Genomic DNA, 16,404 nt, shown 5'->3' with positions numbered 1-16,404 from the left:
CGTACGTTTAAGGCGGCATGTCATGGTCAGCAAGCCTTGTGATCGAACGAGACGGCGGCGAGCAATTCGTCCGACGCCCGCGCGACTATGCCACGATTGGTGGTGCGTTGCTCAACGCCTATACAGCCGCTGATCTGCCCGCCGACATGATCGAACTGCTCCGTCGACTGGATGGGTCCGCGTCGCGCCATCATTTATGACGCGACGACAATAACCTCAACGTCCGCGGCTAAGTTGGTCCACATCGCCCATGATCGAATCGAGCGCTGTCTTGCTGCTGTCGACCTCATGATCGCGGCGTGACGGCAGGGCGCCGTTGGTCAACAATGCTTCGAGAGCGACGCGACCGCGGGCGACGCGGCTTTTAATCGTGCCAACCGCCACGTTGCAGATCTCAGCTGCTTCTTCATACGCAAAGCCACCCGCGCCAACGAGGATCAAGGCTTCGCGCTGTGGCTGCGGCAGGTGCATCAGCGCGCGCTGCATATCACCCAATTCGACGTGGCGGTCCTGGCTAGCCGGCGCCGCAAGAATGCGATCGGCGACAAGATCGTCCCACTCGCCCTTGAAACGAGCGCGGCGCATTTGCGACAGATACAGGTTGCGCAGGATGATAAAGGTCCAGGCGCGCATGTTGGTGCCAGCCTGAAACCGCTGGCGAGCGGCCCAAGCCTTCAACAGCGTTTCTTGCACCAAATCGTCCGCCAAATCGCGGCTGCCGGAGAGCGAACGACCAAAGGCGCGAAGGTGCGGGATAACCTGCGCCAACTGCTTCTTGAATTCAGGGTCGGACAACGAAACGTGTTCGACCGGTACGATGTCCTGCTCGTCCGCGTCATCGTCACGCAGCATGGGCTGTGTCATTCTTGTCCGATCATGAGGCGCGGCGCACGAGTTGCGTTGCGCCAAGGTAGGCGTTGCCGCCCCGCTTTCCAACCCGTTCGAATGAAGCAACATTCACAAAGGTCGCGCGGGGCGGCGATCCGTCAGCGAAACACCATCACCGCGAAGATCACGATGATCAGTCCCAACGAGATCGGGAGGATATAGCGCGTCATATGCGGGGTGGCACCAGCGCGCGCCTCTTCTCCGGTCAGATGTGCCGGATGTTCTGGATCAGTCATGAAGCCTTAACCTCCCAATGTCGTTTTAGCTCCGCAACGGTTTCAGCCGAGCGGTTTATTCGGCCGGCACCGTCGTCTGGTCGAAGAACAGCGCCTGGCTAATTGCCGCCTTCACCGTCGACCGCTGGAACGGCTTAGTGATGAGGAAGGTCGGCTCGGGACGCTCGCCAGTCAGCAGACGTTCCGGGAAGGCGGTGATGAAGATGACGGGCACTTCGAATTCGGCCAGGATGTCCTTCACCGCATCGATACCCGAACTATCATCGGCCAGCTGGATGTCGGCCAGCACCAGACCAGGGCGGTCCTCCATGGCCAGGCCGACCGCCTCATCACGCGTGACCGCGACGCCGGTGACGTCGTGGCCCAGGTCGCGGACGATCGTTTCGATATCCATCGCAATGATCGGTTCGTCCTCGATTATCAGCACGCGAGCACGGGTCTGGTTCTCAATTTCCGACAGCGCCTCGGCGACCAGCCGGTCGACCTCGTCTGCATCAACGTCGATCAGGTACGCCGCATCCTCAGGCGAGAAGCCTTCCATGGCGGTTAGCAACAGCGCCTGACGAGACAGTGGCGTCATGCGCGACAGGCGCGCGCGGGTCACTGCTTCGGCACCGGCCAGCTCGCTGCCCAGATTATCTTCCATCTCGTCGTAATTGGCCGACGACCAGATGCCCTGGAACATGCGGTACAGGCCCAAACGCGGATCAACATCGCGAGGGAACTGGTCCGGCGCGGCGACGATCGCCTCGAGCGTGGCGCGGACGTACTTGTCGCCATGGCTCTGGCTGCCCGTGAGCGCCCGGCCATAACGCCGCAAAAAGGGAAGGTGCGGTGCGAGTTGCTGTCCGAGCGACATGTTCGATGAAAACTCCCTGAAACGTATCTGTCGGGCTTAACGCGCGAGCCCGAAAATGATGCAACGCCAAATGATCGAATACGGCAATCCGGTATCTGTCCGGTTTTTCGTACTGATGTGGGAACCATCGAGACGATTTTTGGTTTCATGCCGTTGTTCACGTCGCGCTACAAAGGGCGGCATACTGCGTGGCCGTCGCGTTCTGGCGGTATCTGGGGGAAAGACGCGAATCTTGGGTCAGGATAAGATCAAAAAGACGCCGGATACCAGGAAAGCCGTTGTCTCCGACAAGGACCGGGTCATGGGCTCCGCATTGCGCTCCGTCTATCAGAAGACGGTGGATGAAAGCGTGCCCGACGATCTGCTCGATCTGCTCGGCAAATTGACCTGACGCCGGGCAGCACGCCCGTGTCAGATGTACCCGACCCCATCTCCGTCGCTCCCGCCGAACGTCGTTCCGGTCTTGACCGCATTCCGACGGGCGCCAAACTATTCCTGATTTTGAGCGCGGCATTGCTGCCGTTGGCGTTGATCGCGGTCGTCGCCACGCTGCAGACGACGCGGCTAGCCGATTCAGAGGCGCGGGCGCGTCTAAGAATCGCGGCGACGGAGAGCGCGCGATCGATCGCCATCGAACTGATCGGCGATATGACGGCGCTGCGAGTGGCAGTGGACGCGTTGGGGGCCGACCCGGCCGATGCGCCTAGTTGCGCCCGCACCAAGGGCGTCTTTGCGCAGCAGGCATCGGCCGGTGCGCGGTTTGCCATCACCGACCGGCGTGGTCGTCTGTTATGCGGCGAATTACTGCCTTCGGTGCGAACCGAGGATTCGGACCTGCCAATCGATGCGGCGATCGTGCCGGATCAGGGCGTCGTCCTGTCGTTCGGTGAAGCGCGGACCGACATCATGGCCCGTGCGTTTTTTCCGCAGCAGTTTTTGCGTCGGCTCGGTCGTCCGACCAGCCGGGCCACGACGTTCGCCAGCACGTTGGTGGATGGCGGTACGGTTCTGGAATTGGAGACGATTCCGGATGACGGTCCGTTGCGTCGCATGGAGACGTTGCGGACGGAGTTGGGCATCGGTGGACTGGTCCTAGCGGCTCAGGTGCCGAGTGCGCCGATTACGTCGTCACTGGTGATCGCGCTGATGCTGCCGCTATTGATGTGGGCGGCAGCCGCGGGGATCGCGTGGTTCGTGGTGGATCGCCTTCTACTCCGGCCGCTGCGTCATCTGCGCGCCAGCGTGGCGGCGTTCACGCCCGGTCAGGTCATCGATGCAAGAGCGACCAGCCTGCCAGCTCAAGAAATCCGTGAATTGGGCGAGACATTCAAGGCGATCAGCCAAACAGTCGCAGCACATGAGGCGGGTCTGGAAGAAGGGCTGCGGCGTCAGACGAAACTGACGCGAGAAGTCCATCACCGGGTCAAGAACAACCTGCAGGTCATCTCGAGCCTGATCGCGTTTCACGCCCGTGGCGCGCGCAGCCCTGATGCCTCTGCCGCCTATGCGTCGATCCAGCGGCGTGTCGATGCGTTGGCGGTCGTACATCGTCACCATTTCGCTGAGCTTGAGGAACATCGCGGCCTGAACCTGCGGACGATGATCGGCGAACTGGCGTCCAACATCCGCGCCACGGCCTCCGAGCGGGCGCAGGCGATCGGCATCTCGCTGGACGTCGATGCCTATCTGGTCAATCAGGACGTGGCGGTCGCGCTGGCCTTTCTGGTCACCGAGATGATCGAGTTGGCCTCGTCCTGCGATCCGTCGGCGCAGATCCGCGTATCGGTTAAGCCGAGCGATCAGGAAGATCGTGCAACGTTGCGGGTCGTGTCCCGTGCTCTGGTGGATGGCGACCTGTTACAAGACCTTGCACGCACCCGGTACGGCCGCGTGATGGAGGGACTGTCCCGCCAGTTGCGAGCAAAGCTGCATCACGATCCACTAACAGGCGCATATGAAATCGCCTTCGCCGTGATCGGTCGAGACTGACGGCAAAAAATTCTCGATCTCGGCTGGAACCCGTTTTTATCACGGCCGTTTTAACTGCGGACCGCGAATTTATGCCCCCCCGCTCTCGCGGTCCACGTCATAGGCCCGGAAACATCGACCCTCCCCCCCCGGTCGAGTTTTCGGGCCTTTAACTTTTAGGCGTGGCCTCGCCATTGGTCCGTAGGTGGAACGATCGGCTGGGTCGAACATTGCTCACTTCGGCAGTTTCGCCTTCAGGAGGTTTTTATGCGTAAGTTCGTTGGTTTCGCAGTGGTCGCGGGCGCATTGCTGGTTTCGGCCTGCAACACGATCGAGGGCGCGGGCAAGGACGTGAGTTCGGCCGGCAAGACGGTGGCCAAGACCGCAGACGACGCAAAGTAAGCCATCAAGGCCGAGCCCGGTCAATTCGGGATCGCGGGCTCCGGTGTCATAGACACCGGAGCCCGTTTGCTATTCGGCCTCGAGCTCTTCAACTTCGCGGGCGCGGCGGCGTTCGGTGAACCAGATGCCGATCAGGGCCGCTTCGTAAAGAATGCAGAGCGGGATCGCGAGGAGAAGCTGCGATCCGATATCCGGCGGCGTCAATACCGCCGCGATCGCGAACGCGCCGACGATCGCATAGCGCCGTGCCGACACGAGTTGCTTGCGGGTCACGATGCCGGCGCGTTCCAGCAGCATCAGCAGGACCGGGAGCAGGAATGACAGGCCGAAGCCGAACAGGAACTGCATGATGAACGACAGGTAATTGCCGATCGCCGGCAACGCCTCTCGCTTCACGCCGCCGACGACACCATCGAAGCCAAGCAGAAAGTGCAGCGCCATCGGAATGGCGACATAATAGGCCATTGCGGCGCCAAGGATGAACAGCATCGGCGTCGCCAGCAGGAACGGCAGCAGCGCCCGCCTCTCCTTGCGATACAAACCCGGCGCGACGAATTGCCACAACTGGTTGGCAATCACCGGGAACGCGATCATCATCGCCGCAAAGAACGCGACCTTCACCTGGACGAAAAACGCCTCGAAAATCTCGGTGTAGATCACCGTCCCCTGCCCGGCCGCCAGCAGCGGCTGGACGAGGAAGGCGAAAATCGATTCCGAAAAATAGAAGGCGATCGCGAACGCGATGACCAGCGCAGCGATGCACATCAGCAGGCGGCGGCGAAGTTCGATCAGATGATCGAGCAGCGGCGCACGGCTTTCATCGATCTCGCTCACGAGGCGGCACCTTCGGAGCGGCCGGGTTCCACCTTCGTGGCGGGCGACACTTCCGGCTTCTCAACCATTATCGGTTGTTCCGCCGCCGTTGGATGCGTGGCGGGGGTCGGTTCATGATCGACATGATCGGCGGGCAACCCGCGATCCGGTATGGCGTCGGGATCGTCGGACGGTGCCGGATGCTCACGCATGATCCGTTCGTTCTCCGCCGCCCATTTCTTTTCCATTTCTTCCAGCTCCGCTTCGCGCACCATGGCGTCGAAGCCGGACCGGAACTGACGCGCGACGCCGCGCGCACGTCCAACCCAATAGCCGACGACACGCATCGCCTTGGGAAGATCCTTTGGACCGATTACGACAAGCGCGACGGCGGCAACGAGCAGCAGCTCCTGCGGCGCGATATCAAACATTCGGGACGCGCCTCAGCGATAGAGCAGAATCAGCGGTCGTCGCGCGCGCGATCGGCTTCGCGATCGAATGCGGGCTCGGCGCGGGTCTGGGCTTCGATACGCTTAGCCGGCTTGGCCGCTGCATCGTCGTCCTGTTCGGCCATGCCCTTCTTGAAATTCTTCACACCCTTGGCGACGTCACCCATCAGGCTGGAGAATCGACCGCCGCCCAGGAGCAAGATGGCGACGACGGCGAGAACGAGCAGATGAATCGGGCTGAAACTGCCCATGGTGCGTACTCCTGAAGCTGATGATCCATCTAGGCGCTATTCGAGGGCATTTCCAGCGTCATGCCAGAGCGAGCAATGCGTTGCAGCGCGCGATCGCCGCGGCGGGATCGGGAAGGTCACTAGGCCGGGTCGATATCGCATCTTGCAGGCGTCGCTCGGATCGAGCGGACATGGGCGGCAAGGCTGCAGCCAAGATCGCAATTTCATCCGGCGTCGCCCGGCAGCAGAGCGCGAGGTCGCATCCGGCCGCGACCGCAGCGACCGCAAGATCGACAAGATTACCCGTAAGTGCGTTCATGTGGAGATCGTCGGACACCAACAATCCATCGAACCCGATCGCACCACGAATCACCCTGTCGATGACAATCGGTGACAGCGTTGCCGGTTGCGCTGTATCCCAGGCGGTGAAAACCGCATGCGCCGTCATACCCGCACGGGCCTGTGCCAGCGTCCGAAACGGGGCGACATCGCGATCCAGTTCTGCCGCCGTCGCGGTGATGACGGGCAGCGCGTGATGGGGATCGACGGTCGCCCGGCCATGGCCGGGCATGTGCTTCAGGATACCGGTCACGCCAGCGGTCGCCATCCCTTCCAGCGTCGCCCGTCCCAGTGCCGCCACCTGCATTGGTTCGGCCCCCAACGCCCGATTGGCCAGTGCTGGGTCGGCGCCAGGATAGGCGAGGTCGAGCATTGGCGCAGCATTCATCGTGATGCCGGCCGCCGCCAGCGTCAGCCCGATCGCCTCACCATTGGCGCGCATCGCCTGGATCGCCGACATCGGCGCCTGTTGGTACAACGCGGCGAAACGAGCTGGCGCCGGGAAATCTGGCCATTCCGGCGGCCGCAGCCGCGCGACGGCACCACCCTCCTGATCGATCAGGATTGGCAAATTTTCCCGTCCGGTCAGCATCCGCAGTTCGTCGGTCAGCGCCCGCAGCTGGATTGGATCGATGACATTACGGGCGAACAGGATGAAGCCCGTCGGCGTCGACGCCGTGAAGGCGGCGCGCTCCACCGGTGACAGCGTCGGGCCGTCCAGCCCGACGATCATCGGGGTCATATCGGGCTACGCTCCGCAAGCATGGTCAACCGGCGACGAAGCACGCCTCGCCCGCGACCCGGAGGCGACCGCATAAATCGGCGGCCTGATTGGCGTTGCCGGCATCGACCCGGAGGCGATAGAGCGTCTTGCCGCCGCGCGCGACCGGTTGGACCGCCTTGGGTAGCGGGGCGAGATAGCCGAAGCGTTTGGCGAAGCGGCCCCATGATTCGTTGGCCACCGCTTCGCTGGGATAGGCGCCCAATTGCACCATCGTTCCGCCCGTCGACTGACCCTGACCAGCGGGACGCGAGGACGTCAGCGGCGCGGCGGCGACCAATTTGCCGCTGCGGGCCGGCACATCGGCCACCGCATTGCGGCTGCCCTCGTCGTCGGTCGCGGTGGCGTTGGGACGCGCACGCGTGGTGTCGATCGGCGCTTCCGGTACGGCGCCTAGATCGATCGCGCCGGTGCCGGCTGCCTTGCCGGCGCTGGTGGCGATGGCGCTGTCGCCCTCGCCCTCTACCTTCAGGCCACCCTGTTCCTCTGGCCGCACCTTGTAGGCGGTGGTCGCGGCGGGGATCAACTGGCCGGTGCCGGATGCCTCACGCCCGCGAAAGGTCAGGACGGCGAGAACGATGCCGGCCAGCACGGCCAGACCGACCAGCACCAGCGCGATGATGCGGATGATCGGCGCGGAGGACTCCTCGTCCTCCGCATCCACCGTTTCCAGCCAGGGAAGCCGGTCTTCGTTGCGGATATGCCTGTCGTCGGCCATCAATTCATCTCCGAAACGGCTTCGACGCCCATGATCGCCAGACCGTTGCGGATTATCTGCCCTACGCCGGCCGCCAAGAAAAGCCGTGCCCGCGTCGCATCAGCGTCTTCAACCACCAGAAAGCGACGATCGGGGCGATCGTTGCCGACATTCCACAGCGCGTGAAAGGCGCCCGCCAAGTCATAGAGATAGAAAGCGATGCGATGAGGTTCGCGCGTCGATGCGGCGGTTTCGACCATGCGCGGGAACTGGGCGAGCAGCTTCACCAGCGTCAGTTCCTCCGTCCCGAGGCGGGACAGATCGGCCTCGCCCTCCGCGATCCCCGCCTCGGCGGCGCGGCGGTGAAGCGAGGCGATGCGGGCATGCGCATACTGGACGTAGAAGACAGGGTTGTCCTTCGATGCCTCGACCACCTTGGCGAAATCGAAATCCATCTGCGCATCGGCGCGGCGCGTCAGCATCGTGAAGCGGACGACGTCGCGCCCAACCTCGCGGACGACGTCGGCCAACGTCACGAAATTGCCCGACCGTTTCGACATCTTCACCGGTTCACCGGCGCGGAGCAGGCGGACCATCTGGATCAGCTTCACGTCGAACCGCGTCTTGCCGCCGGTCAGCGCCGCGACGGCCGCGACGATCCGCTTGACGGTGCCGGCATGGTCGGCGCCCCAGATGTCGATCAACTGATCGGCGCTCTGTGCCTTTTGATAGTGATAAGCGAGGTCGGCGCCGAAGTAGGTCCACTGGCCGTTCGACTTCTTGATCGGGCGATCCTGATCGTCGCCATACTGTGTCGAGCGGAACAGGGGGAGCTCAACCGGCTCCCAATCGTCGGGGGTTTCGCCCTTGGGCGCTTCCAGCACGCCGTCATAGACCAGATCGCGCGCGCGCAGTTCCGCCTCGGCCGCCTCGGGCTTGCCGGCGGCCTGCAACTCGGCCTCGGACGAGAACAGATCATGGTGGATGCCGAGCAGGGCGAGATCGTCGCGGATAAGGACGAGCATCGCGGCCACCGCACGCGTGCGGAACAGGGGCAGCCATTCTGCCTCAGGCGCGGCCACGTAGCGATCGTCGTATTCGGCTGCGAGCGCCTGACCCACCGGCACCAAATAGTCGCCGGGATACAGGCCCTCAGGGATGGTCACGGTTTCGCCGAGCGCCTCGCGATACCGGACATGCGCGGAACGGCCGAGGACATCGACCTGACCGCCAGCGTCGTTCACGTAATATTCGCGGATCACCTTGTTGCCGGCGAATTCGAGCAGGTTGGCGAGCGCATCGCCGACCACTGCGCCGCGGCAATGGCCCATGTGCATCGGCCCGGTCGGGTTGGCCGACACATATTCGATGTTGACGGTGATGCCCTCACCCGTCGTCGAGCGGCCATAATCGGCGCGGGCGGCATGGACGGTGGCGAGTTCGGCGCGCCAGCTATCGTCGGTCAGCATCATGTTGATGAAACCGGGGCCAGCCACGTCGACACGGGCGACATCGTCCAGCTTGGTCAGTTCGGCCGCCAGTTGCTCCGCCAGATCGCGCGGCTTCACGCCGGCGGGCTTGGCCAGCACCATCGCCGCGTTCGTCGCCAGATCGCCATGGCTGGCGTCGCGCGGCGGTTCGACCGTCACGTTGCGGCGATCGAGCCCGGCCGGCAGCACGCCCGCCGTCGTCAACGTATCGAGCGCCGCATCGATATGCGCGGCGAAGCGGGTGTAAAGCGTCATGGCTGTTCCGGATGATCGAAAGCGGGGCATCTAGCGGTAAAGCCGACGCGGCTCAAATGCGGATGCATCTTCTGCAATCGCAATCCCGGACCTTTGCAATTGTCAGGCATGCTGCACCGCAATATTTGTGCGTTTAACGACATAAAGAGGACCTGATCGGGCGCCACGCCCTTCCAGCGAGGAACACGATCATGCGTACTGCCATTTTCCTGACCGCTTCTGCCATCATCTTCACCGCCGCGACGCCAGTGTCGGCCGCCGAGGGCGAGCAGAGCTTCCAGCACGAGGGTTACACCTACGTGTACAAGACGTCCGACGATAATGGCCGCAAGGTCATCAGCGGCCATCGCCTGCCCGGCAATGCGCCGTTCCGCCTCGTGGTGAAGGATGGTCGCGTCACCGGTACGTCGGGTAACACGAACGTTGCGTTCCGTACGTCGGAAGCACGTGGCGCTGCCGGCGGTATGGCTGCCATTGGCCGCTAAGCGATCATCAGTCTGACGAAAGGGCCTTCCCGGTATCATGCCGGGGAGGCCCTTTTCGTATCTCGCTTATCCCGATGCGGATGGATCAGAATCCTTCGGGCAGGTCGATCGGCCCGATCAGTTCACGATAGCGGGCGATGGCGTAGCGATCCGTCATGCCGGCGATGAAATCGGCGATATGCCGGCTGCGCGCAGGCTCCTGATCGGGCAGGCGATCGCGCCATTCGATCGGGATGGTATCCGCCCGCGTGGCATAGACCGCGAATAATCCGGTGACGATGCGGTGCGCCGCTTCGGCCGCCTCCAACTGGCGGGGGTGGTGATAGAGGTTGGCGTACATGAAGCGCTTGAGGTCGCGTTCCTCGACACGGAGGCTATCGGAAAAGCCGACCAGCGCCCTGCCTGCCTGCCGCACGTCATCGGCGCTCGTCACGCCGCTGTCGGCGATCCGCTGCTGCGTTTCGGCGATCAGGTCGGTCACCATCTCGCCGATCTGGCTGCGGATCAATTCGCGGGCCAACCGGGTTTCATCGACGGTCGGAAAGCGCGCGCGTACCGCGACCCAGGTCCGCGCGACCAGGGGCTGCGCCATCAATTGATCGAGCGTCAGCAAACCGGCGCGCAGGCCATCGTCAATGTCGTGATTATCATATGCGATGTCGTCGGAGATCGCCGCGACCTGTGCCTCTAGCGAGGACCAGCCCGCCAGATCGAGCGGGAACGCCGCATTCGCCGCCGCCAATGCCCAGCCGGGATGGCGAACCGGACCGTTGTGCTTGGCGAGCCCCTCCAGCGTTTCCCAACTGAGGTTCAGGCCATTCCATAGCGGATAAGGACGCTCGATCTCGGTCAGGGTGCGCAACGTATGCCCGTTATGGTCGAAGCCGCCCGCCGTCGCCATCGCCGCCTTCAGCGCATCCTCGCCGGCATGACCGAACGGCGGATGGCCGATATCGTGCGCGAGGCACAAGGCCTCGGTCAGATCCTCGTTCAGACCGAGCGCACGGGCGATGGCCCGGCCGATCTGCGCTACCTCGATACTGTGCGTCAGGCGGACGCGGAAATGGTCGCCATCGGGTGCCATGAACACCTGCGTCTTGTGGCGCAGGCGGCGGAAGCTGATCGAGTGGATCACCCGGTCGCGATCGCGCTGGAACGCGTCGCGGGGGCCGCGCACGCCATCCCCCTCTTCGTCATGCAATCGGCCGCGACTGGAAGCCGGGTCCGCGGCGTAGGACGCGCGGACGATCGTGGCGGGCGCCGTCACTTGCCCGGCAGACGAGCGACCTGCTGACCCGCCTCGGTCGTGACGGGGAAGCCCGCCACACCCTTTTTGGCGAGCTGATTGACGAAGGCGCGGGCCTCGGCGTCGGTCTTGAACGGACCGGTCAGGACGCGGTTGGTGGCGCGGAACGGCAGGGTGTAGCCGCCGCGCGTGCCGAGCACCGCCGGCGCCTTCGCCTTTGCACCCGTCCATGCCTTGGCAAGATCGCCTTCGTTCGCACCGCTGGCGACCTGGACCCAGACGCGGGCGGGATTGGCGCGGGCCGCCTTCTTCTCGGCGGCGGCCTTGTCGGCCAGCGCCTTGACCTCGGAGCCCTTTTTCTTGTCGGCCAGCGCGACGCGAGCGGCGGCACGGCGTTCGGCGAGCGTCTGTGCTGCAGCTTCTTCCTTCGCCGCCGCCGCGGCCTTGCGAGCAGCGGCCCGACGACCGGCAGCCGTCTTGGGCACGGGTTCGACGTCCGCCGCTTCCAGGGTCGCCTCTTCCTTGGCGGCAGCCGCCGCCTTGCGCGCGGCGGCGCGCCGGCCATCGGCTGTCTTCGGCACTGGCTCGACATCGGCGACGGCCGCCAGCGCAGCCTCTTCCTTGGCCGCGGCCGCCGCCTTGCGAGCAGCGGCACGGCGGCCGGCGGCGGTCATGGGGACCGGCTCGACCTCGGCCACGACCGCTCGACGGCCAGTTCGGCTCGGGGTGATGTCGTCAGCCTTGGCATCACCAGTCAGTTTGGCGGCGACGACGCGGCGGACCTGGGTATCGCGCGCTTCCTTGGCGGATGCCTCGGCGACGACGCGGCGGCCGGCGTCGGAGGTGGGTGCCGCCGTGTTAGTCACGGCGCGCTCTGGCTCGACGATGCCCAGTTCGGATGCGGGAATCGACAGGCTGGCGACGATCCGCGCCAAGACCGAATCGGCGCGCTGCGTCGCCGCGCTGGACTGGACGGGGGCAACGCGATCGACAGTGCGGGCTGAGACGATCGCAGCAGCGACCTCGACGGGGCGAGACACGGGTTGCTGCGGCACCGGCTGCACGACGGCGCGCGGGGCGGCCATGACGATGGTTGGTGCAGCGGGGGTCGGTGCAGCGGGGGTTGGTGCAGCGGGGGTCGGTACAGCGGATGCCGGCGCAACCGTGGTCGGTGTCGACATAGCCACGACCGGCGCGCCCGTTATCGGTGCTGCCGCCACCTGAGCAGCATTGGTTGAAGGCTGGGCCGTGACAACCGGCGCAGCCGCGACCATGGGTCGGGTATTGCGCGTGTTCCGCGACCGGCTATCGCGGCGGCGATCGACCACCGGTGTCACCGCGGCCACCTGCACCGGCGGTGCAACGGTGTCGGGGACGAAGGCCGGCAGCGCGGGGATCAGCTTCGCATCCGCCAAGCGCTCGGGCGTGGGATAGATTTCGCCGAAGTGCACCGCGAAAGCGCGATCGATCGGCGAAAGGGTCGGCAGCCGCTGGAAAAAAGCGGCAAGCCCCTGCGCCATGCCCGCGGGCATCATAGTCGTCGCGATCTTGGCGGCGGCGGCGGTGTCGCCGTTCATCGCCAAGACGAAGGCCTGAGCCCGCCAGCCCGCCCGATCCTGTTTTCGCACCAGCGGGTCGAGCTGCTGCAGCGCCTGTGCCTGTCGACCGGAAATGCCCAGCGACAGCGCGTAGCGGCGGATCGTCTCGTCGTCGCTGCCATTGGCCAGCGCGGTACGGTAATCGCGCTGGGCCCGATCCTGCTGACCGATCAGATCATAGGCGAGTCCACGATCCGCGGCGAACCGGCTGGGCGACAGACCGGCTTTCTCCGCCTGATCGAAGAACCGCAACGCCTCGCCCGGCCGTTCCGACCGGACCAGGATCGATCCCATGCCGGCCTTCACGCGGGGGTTGCGGGGATCGATCTTGTCGGCGCGCGCGAACAGCGAGGCGGCGGCGCTGAGATCGCCAAGTTTGATCGACAGTTCGCCCGCCTGCGCCAGCGCATTCACATCGCGCGGATTGGCGGCGATCTGACGCATCTGGGTGGCGAGCAGATCGGCATCGGTCAGACCAAGCGGCTGGACCACCTCCTGAGCAACAAGCGGCGGGGCGGCGGCGGCCATCGCCAGGATGACGGCAAGGGCGGAGGAGATCGGCAGTTTCATGAGACCTCGGTCGCTACAGCCGAACAGCGCTGAACCGGCAATGCCCGACATCCGGCCCCGCGACGAAGCGGGGGGTGCGGACGGCGAATGACGTACGTAACGATGGAAGGATCAATCGCCGTGGACAAACCCCACGCCGACTGTTGGTCGACGTGGGGGCAGGTACATTCGAGCGATAGAACCGTTACTGGTTGTTCTGGCGGTGCAGGAAACGCGGGATGTCGACCGGCGGATCGGCCGGCTTATCGTCATCCTCACGCGCCGCACCGCGCGCGGCGTTCGACATCCGTTCAAACAACGTCCCACCCAGCTTTACCCGCGGCGCAGCGGCCGGCTCGGCGGCAGCCGGCACGTCGTTGCCCGGGGCAATCCAGCGGCGACGCATACCGCCTTCGTCGGCCGCCGGCATCGGTGCGCCCAGCGTCGGCGCGGCGGCCGTCGCCGGTGCAGGAATCGGTGCCGGAACCGGGACGGCGTCGGCATAGCGAGGCACCGCCGGGGCGGCGGGCGGCGGTGCCGGCGGAGTCACGATCGTGTCGGCACCCAAGACCAGCTCGTCACCATCACCCGACGAATCGGCCGGCGCAGCGGCGGCGGCGGGCGGTGCGGCTGGCGTCGGTGCGGGTGCCGGCTGAACAGCGGCCGGCTCAGTGCTCGGACGGAAGGACGGCGTTTCGTCGGAACGGCGCGGGCCGCCGAAGCTGAAGCTGGTCGAAGTCCCGGCGGGGGCGGCGGGAGCCATCGGCCGCTCGATCGCCTCGATACCGGTGGCGACCACCGACACGCGGATCTTGCCTTCAAGATCGGGATTGAACGCAGAGCCCCAGATGATGTTCGCGTCAGGATCGACCAGATCGCGGATATGGTTCGCGGCCTCATCGACCTCCAGCAGGCGCATGTCGTCGCCACCGGTGATGGAGATGATGACGCCCTTGGCCCCTTGCATCGACACGCCGTCGAGCAGCGGGTTGGCAATCGCCTTCTGCGCGGCTTCCAGCGCGCGATTGTCGCCGGATGCCTCACCAGTGCCCATCATCGCCTTGCCCATCTCCTGCATCACCGAACGGACGTCGGCGAAATCGAGGTTGATCAGGCCGGGCATTACCATCAGGTCGGTGATGCCGCGAACGCCCTGTTGCAGGACCTCGTCAGCCATTTCGAACGCTTCCTTGAACGTCGTGTTGGCGTTGGCGATCAGGAACAGGTTCTGGTTGGGGATGACGATCAGCGTATCGACGTACTTCTGCAGTTCCTCGATCCCGCCCTCGGCGGACTTGGCGCGGCGATTGCCCTCGAACGCGAACGGCTTGGTGACGACACCGACGGTCAGGATGCCCATGTCGCGGGCCGCCTTGGCGATCACCGGCGCGGCGCCGGTGCCGGTGCCACCACCCATGCCGGCGGCAATGAAGCACATGTGAGCACCCTCTAGCAGCTTGGCGAGCTGGTCGATCGTCTCCTCGGCGGCGGCGCGACCGATTTCGGGGCGACTACCGGCGCCAAGCCCTTGGGTGATCTTGGCGCCCAACTGAATCCTGTGCGGCGCGGTCGACGACTTCAACGCCTGCGCGTCGGTGTTGGTGACCAGGAAGTCGACGCCCTGCACATCGGCACGCATCATGTTGGCGATGGCGTTGCCGCCGGCGCCGCCCACGCCGATCACCGCGATACGCGGGGTCAGCTCATCCACTTCGGGTGCCAGGAATTCGATGCTCATCGCCAATATGTCTCCGCCGTACCCGAAATCATGATGCGCCTGTCCGGGACCTTAAGAACTCTTTTACCCGACATGGCGCGCGCCGCCAGCCGAAAAGCGCGTCTAGTAATTTGCGCGCGCTGCCTGGATCAACTTGCGGAACAGCCCCATACCCTTGCTGGGGCGATGCACGGTCTGCCCGGCGGGTGCCACCGCCCGCAGATCGATAGGATCGGTCGCCGCGTAAAAAGCGAGACCTGCCAGCGTCGCGAAGGCGGGGCCGCCGTGAGCCTCCGGCAGACCGGTCAATCCGCGCGGGCGACCGAGCCGTACCGAACGACCCAGCGCCTGTTGCGCGTAATCGGCTACGCCCTTCAATTCGGCACCGCCGCCGGTCAGCACCACCTGACGGCCCACCGGCCCTTCGAACTTCAACTGAGTCAGCGCTTTTCGCACCTCGGCCATCTGGTGTTCCAGCCGCTGGCGGATCACGCCGATCAACTGCGCCTTGGTGATCTGCATGCCGGCATGTTCGTCGTCCTCGGCAGCGATCGGCATGACCGGGATCATGTCGTGATTGTCGCGCGGCGAGGCGTTGGCCGAGCCGTGGAAGCACTTCATCCGCTCCGCCTGTTGCCGGCGCGTGCCGAAAGCCGAGGCGATATCGTCGGTGATGTCCGCCGCGCCCATCGGCAGCGAACACAGGCCGACCAGCATGCCGCCGGCGAACAGCGACACGTTGGTGATCCCTGCCCCCATCTCGACTAGCGCGACGCCCAGTTCGCGCTCTTCCTCGCTAAGACAGGCGAGGCCGGTGGCGACGGGCGAGGCGATGATCGACTTCACCTCAAGATGCGCGGAACGGACGCAGAGATCCAGATTACGTACCGGCGATCCATCTGCGGCGACGACGTGGATGTGGACGCCCAGCCGGTCTGCATGAAGGCCCAGCGGTTTCTTCACGCCGGTCAGGCCATCGAGCGTGTAGAGCGCGGGCTGGGCGTGCAGCACCATGCGACCCTGCGGATCGATCGACTGGCGACCGGCGGCCAGCAGCGCGTCGATATCGCCCTGTTCGACGCGGTGGCCGCCCAGTTCGAATTCGACTTCGGCGACGTCGGACACCAGCCCGCCAGCAGAGAAGCCGACCCAGACATTCTCGATGTTGAGGCCGGCGATGCGTTCGGCCTGCTCCACCGCTTCTCGTACCGCTGCCTCGGTGGCGGCCATGTCGGCGATGTAGCCGCGCTTGACGCCGCGGCTTTCGCGCTGGCCGGTGCCGAGCACGATCAGCTCGCCGCCGTCACCACGCGTCGCGATCATCGCCGACACTTTGGACGAGCCGATGTCGAGCGCGGTGATCAGTCCTTCGGGCGCTACCTTGGCCATGTCTTAGTCCCCC

18 protein-coding genes are annotated in these 16,404 nt (G+C 65.0%); 4 read left to right on the top strand and 14 right to left on the bottom strand.

Translation table 11 applies throughout. From position 1 onward, the window contains the following. Positions 1-26: 26 nt before the first annotated feature. The 4 genes from ASG67_RS18700 to ASG67_RS03315 form a co-directional block, all read right to left on the bottom strand. Positions 27-194: a hypothetical protein gene (locus ASG67_RS18700; RefSeq protein WP_156460612.1), complete on the bottom strand. Its 168-nt coding sequence runs from the start codon at positions 192-194 to the stop codon at positions 27-29. A 22-nt stretch (positions 195-216) separates the two neighbouring features. Beyond that, entirely contained in the window at positions 217-864 is a 648-nt protein-coding gene (locus tag ASG67_RS03325; RefSeq protein ID WP_056525165.1) for a sigma-70 family RNA polymerase sigma factor, read from the bottom strand. A gap of 122 nt (positions 865-986) precedes the next feature. Beyond that, the gene (locus ASG67_RS19150) at positions 987-1,124 is read right to left on the bottom strand and encodes a hypothetical protein (protein ID WP_056525161.1); all 138 of its coding nucleotides are present in this window, start codon (positions 1,122-1,124) and stop codon (positions 987-989) included. Between the two features lie 55 nt (positions 1,125-1,179). Beyond that, on the bottom strand, positions 1,180-1,983 hold the full coding sequence (locus tag ASG67_RS03315) for a response regulator (RefSeq protein ID WP_056525158.1): 804 nt from the start codon (positions 1,981-1,983) through the stop codon (positions 1,180-1,182). 70 nt (positions 1,984-2,053) lie between these two features. Between ASG67_RS03315 and ASG67_RS19335 the strand changes: the two genes are divergently transcribed. From ASG67_RS19335 to ASG67_RS03300, 3 genes are all read left to right on the top strand, one after another. After that, positions 2,054-2,374, top strand: a complete 321-nt coding sequence (locus ASG67_RS19335) for a NepR family anti-sigma factor (RefSeq protein ID WP_156460611.1) — start codon at positions 2,054-2,056, stop codon at positions 2,372-2,374. A gap of 17 nt (positions 2,375-2,391) precedes the next feature. After that, the gene (locus ASG67_RS03305; protein WP_056525155.1) at positions 2,392-3,972 is read left to right on the top strand and encodes a sensor histidine kinase; all 1,581 of its coding nucleotides are present in this window, start codon (positions 2,392-2,394) and stop codon (positions 3,970-3,972) included. A 246-nt stretch (positions 3,973-4,218) separates the two neighbouring features. Continuing rightward, positions 4,219-4,353, top strand: a complete 135-nt coding sequence (locus tag ASG67_RS03300) for an entericidin A/B family lipoprotein (RefSeq protein ID WP_056525152.1) — start codon at positions 4,219-4,221, stop codon at positions 4,351-4,353. Between the two features lie 69 nt (positions 4,354-4,422). On the opposite strand, the gene tatC is transcribed toward ASG67_RS03300, so the two are convergent. From tatC to argS, 6 genes are read right to left on the bottom strand one after another with little or no spacing between them, the layout of a single operon-like run. Then, positions 4,423-5,187, bottom strand: coding sequence for a twin-arginine translocase subunit TatC (gene tatC / locus ASG67_RS03295; RefSeq protein ID WP_056525149.1), 765 nt, complete (start codon positions 5,185-5,187; stop codon positions 4,423-4,425). Beyond that, complete coding sequence (gene tatB, locus ASG67_RS03290) at positions 5,184-5,597, bottom strand: Sec-independent protein translocase protein TatB (RefSeq protein ID WP_056525146.1); 414 nt, start codon at positions 5,595-5,597, stop codon at positions 5,184-5,186. Before tatB ends, tatC begins: the two co-directional genes overlap by 4 nt. A 29-nt stretch (positions 5,598-5,626) precedes the next feature. Next, positions 5,627-5,866 (bottom strand): twin-arginine translocase TatA/TatE family subunit, encoded by a 240-nt coding sequence (locus ASG67_RS03285; RefSeq protein ID WP_056525143.1) that lies wholly within the window; start codon positions 5,864-5,866, stop codon positions 5,627-5,629. A gap of 58 nt (positions 5,867-5,924) precedes the next feature. After that, positions 5,925-6,926, bottom strand: coding sequence for a beta-N-acetylhexosaminidase (nagZ, locus tag ASG67_RS03280; RefSeq protein ID WP_056525140.1), 1,002 nt, complete (start codon positions 6,924-6,926; stop codon positions 5,925-5,927). Positions 6,927-6,951: 25 nt separating this feature from the next. Next, the gene (locus tag ASG67_RS03275) at positions 6,952-7,683 is read right to left on the bottom strand and encodes an SPOR domain-containing protein (protein WP_056525137.1); all 732 of its coding nucleotides are present in this window, start codon (positions 7,681-7,683) and stop codon (positions 6,952-6,954) included. Next, positions 7,683-9,407: an arginine--tRNA ligase gene (gene argS, locus ASG67_RS03270; protein WP_056525135.1), complete on the bottom strand. Its 1,725-nt coding sequence runs from the start codon at positions 9,405-9,407 to the stop codon at positions 7,683-7,685. The genes ASG67_RS03275 and argS overlap by 1 nt, the downstream gene beginning before the upstream one ends. A gap of 191 nt (positions 9,408-9,598) precedes the next feature. Between argS and ASG67_RS03265 the strand changes: the two genes are divergently transcribed. Then, the gene (locus ASG67_RS03265; RefSeq protein WP_056525132.1) at positions 9,599-9,892 is read left to right on the top strand and encodes a hypothetical protein; all 294 of its coding nucleotides are present in this window, start codon (positions 9,599-9,601) and stop codon (positions 9,890-9,892) included. Between the two features lie 85 nt (positions 9,893-9,977). On the opposite strand, the gene ASG67_RS03260 is transcribed toward ASG67_RS03265, so the two are convergent. The 4 genes from ASG67_RS03260 to ftsA all read right to left on the bottom strand — a co-directional run bounded on the left by ASG67_RS03260 (position 9,978) and on the right by ftsA (position 16,391). Then, entirely contained in the window at positions 9,978-11,159 is a 1,182-nt protein-coding gene (locus ASG67_RS03260; protein WP_235535023.1) for a deoxyguanosinetriphosphate triphosphohydrolase, read from the bottom strand. Continuing rightward, positions 11,156-13,306, bottom strand: coding sequence for an SPOR domain-containing protein (locus tag ASG67_RS19330; RefSeq protein ID WP_056525129.1), 2,151 nt, complete (start codon positions 13,304-13,306; stop codon positions 11,156-11,158). Before ASG67_RS19330 ends, ASG67_RS03260 begins: the two co-directional genes overlap by 4 nt. 184 nt (positions 13,307-13,490) lie before the next feature. Then, positions 13,491-15,023 (bottom strand): cell division protein FtsZ, encoded by a 1,533-nt coding sequence (ftsZ, locus tag ASG67_RS03250; RefSeq protein ID WP_056525126.1) that lies wholly within the window; start codon positions 15,021-15,023, stop codon positions 13,491-13,493. A 102-nt stretch (positions 15,024-15,125) separates the two neighbouring features. Continuing rightward, the gene (gene ftsA / locus ASG67_RS03245) at positions 15,126-16,391 is read right to left on the bottom strand and encodes a cell division protein FtsA (protein ID WP_056525123.1); all 1,266 of its coding nucleotides are present in this window, start codon (positions 16,389-16,391) and stop codon (positions 15,126-15,128) included. Positions 16,392-16,404: the final 13 nt, after the last annotated feature.

The sequence above is a fragment of the Sphingomonas sp. Leaf339 genome (genome assembly GCF_001426195.1).
GTDB lineage: Bacteria > Pseudomonadota > Alphaproteobacteria > Sphingomonadales > Sphingomonadaceae > Sphingomonas.
The sequence above is the reverse complement of the archived record's forward strand: the minus strand, read 5'-3'. Positions and strand labels throughout refer to the sequence as shown.